Raw genomic sequence first — 2467 nt, 5'->3', positions numbered from 1 at the left:
GATGCCGATGCGGCTGCCGCCATCCTTGGCCGGGCGCATCTTGCTAATCAGGTGCAGCAGGAACAGCATGGAGCCGTTTGACACCCGCGGCAGACCCGGGCCGAAGCGGCCGTTGTGGCCTTGCTGCTCGTGCTCCTTGCGGACTTCTTTTTCGACCTTCTTCCACTCCACGCCAAAGGGCGGGTTGGCCAGCATGTAGTCGAACTTCATCTGCGGGTGGCCGTCGTCGCTCAGCGTGTTGCCGAAGGCGATGTTGGCCACCTCCTGGCTCTTGATGAGCATGTCGGCCTTGCAGATGGCGTAGGACTCGGGGTTGAGCTCCTGGCCATACACCGTCAGGCGAGCCTGGGGGTTCAGCTCGGCCAGGTATTCACCCGCCACGCTGAGCATGCCGCCCGTGCCGGCGGTGGGGTCGTACAGGGTGCGCACCACGCCGGGCTGGCTCAACACGGCGTCGTCTTCCGTGAAGATGAGATTGACCATCAGACGGATCACCTCGCGGGGAGTGAAGTGCTCCCCGGCGGTCTCGTTGGAGATTTCGGCGAACTTGCGGATCAGCTCCTCGAACACCAGGCCCATCTGGGCGTTGCTGACGGCCTCGGGGTGCAGGTCGATGTGGGCGAAGCGCTCGGTGACCTGGTAGAGCAGGCCGGCCTTGGCCAGGCGTTCGATCTGGGTCAGGAACTCGAAGTGCTCGAAGATGTCCCGCACATCGGGCGAGAAGCCCTGGTAGACGTAGCGGTAGAGGTTCTGGGAGATGTTGTCCGGGTCGCCCAGTAGCGTCTGCAGGTCCAGGGTGGACTGGTTGAAGAACTTCAGGCCCGTCTTCTTCAGCAGGAAGGGTGCAGGGTTCACGTCCAGCTTCTGCTTGGCCTCCAGCTCCTGGAGCACAGCCGCCTTGGTGGGGGCCAGCACGCAGTCCAGCCGGCGCAGAACGGTAAAGGGCAGGATGACCTTGCCGTAGTCGGATTGCTTGTAGTCACCGCGCAGCAGGTCAGCCACGGACCAGATGAAGGCGGACAGGGTGGATTGGTTCATGGGTGACGCGAGCCTCTTCGAGCCTGGAAACAGGTGGAGGCTGGATGATCTGGAGGGGAATTCTTTGACACCAAGCGCGCACGCGCGTGCGCGCGAGGGCCAGCTCGGGGAACAGGGCGACTGACGGAGATTGTCCTAGGTGGGAAGGCGCTGTTCACGCGGCCTTGAATGACAACACCTGTGCTCCGCTCTTCAGGCGGTCCAGGTAGTCGGCCCATTGCTGCATCATGGCTCGCCGTTGCTCCAGGTACTGGGTCCGGTTGTAGGCACGGCCCAGGGCATCCGGCACGGCGTGGGCCAGTTGGGCCTCGATCACCTCAGGGGCGATCTCCAGTCGCTCAGCAATCATGGTGCGCGCCGTGGCGCGAAAGCCGTGGGCGGTCATGTCCTCGTTGCCATAGCCCATGCGGCGCAGTGCGCTACGCACCGTGTTTTCAGACATGCAACGCTGGGGTGAGGCCAGCGACGGGAAGACGAAGCTGCGGTGACCGGTCTCTGCCTGCAGGTCACGCAGGATGCTGACTGCCTGGTGGGCCAATGGCACGATGTGCGGCACGCCATTCCGCTTGTCCGCCTTGGAGCGCTTCATCACTTCGGGAGGGACGGTCAGCGTGGCGCCGTCCAGATCCAGCCAGGCCCATTCCATGTGCCTCAGCTCCCCTGGACGCAGCAACAGCAAGGCAGACAGGCTCAGCGCCGCCCGGGTCACGGTATTGCCCTGGTAATCGTCCATCGCTCGCAGCAGTTGCCCGACTTCCTTGGGATCGGTGACCGCGGCATGGTGCTTGGTTTCGACGGGGCGGAGTGCGTCTTTCAGATCCGCGGCAGGGTTGCGCTTGCAGACGCCGCAGGCCACGCCATAGCGGAACACCTGGCCGCAGGCATCCTTGGTGCGGTGCGCCGTCTCGATGGCACCACGCGCCTCAATCCTGCGCAGGACCTGCAGAAGCTCCGGCGCTTCAATGGCGTCGATGGCCTGCCTTCCAATCCAGGGAAAGACATTCTTCTCCAGGCGGTCCTGCGTTCGCTTGGCATGGCTGACGCTCACCTTGGGCATGTGCATGGTCGCCAGCCAGTCACGCGCGACAAACTCGAAGGTGCCGGGACCGGGCTTACCTTCCGCCGCCAGCTTGGCCGTGATCACCTGTTGCGCCCTGGCTGCCTTCTCTGCCTTGCGGACCTGGCTGGGGTCATGGCCGGCGGCCACATCCTGCCGGGCAGAGTCACGGCGGGCGCGAGCGTCGCTCAGAGAGACGTCTGGGTAGGTGCCCAGGCTCTGACGGTTGGCCTTGCCGTCAATGTAGTAACGCAGACGCCACCACCCCACTCCGGTAGGCTGAGCCTCCAGGGTCAGGCCTGCGCCGTCATTGATGGCCACCGCCTTGCCGGCCTCGGCCGCCTGCTTCAAGGCGGCTTTGATGGCCTTGTC

Annotated in this window: 2 protein-coding genes; both read right to left on the bottom strand. The window is 64.5% G+C overall.

Features of this window, described 5'->3' with window-relative positions; translation table 11 throughout:
- Positions 1-1038, bottom strand: a 1038-nt coding sequence (locus I73_RS15880) for a class I SAM-dependent DNA methyltransferase (protein ID WP_022981519.1), incomplete at its 3' end; no start/stop codon positions are given.
- A gap of 154 nt (positions 1039-1192) precedes the next feature.
- The coding region (locus tag I73_RS15875) for an integrase arm-type DNA-binding domain-containing protein (protein ID WP_022981518.1) at positions 1193-2467 on the bottom strand (1275 nt) is incomplete at its 5' end.

It is taken from the genome of Ideonella sp. B508-1 (assembly GCF_000333615.1).
GTDB lineage: Bacteria > Pseudomonadota > Gammaproteobacteria > Burkholderiales > Burkholderiaceae_C > Ideonella.
This window is presented reverse-complemented; position numbering and strand designations above follow the sequence as displayed.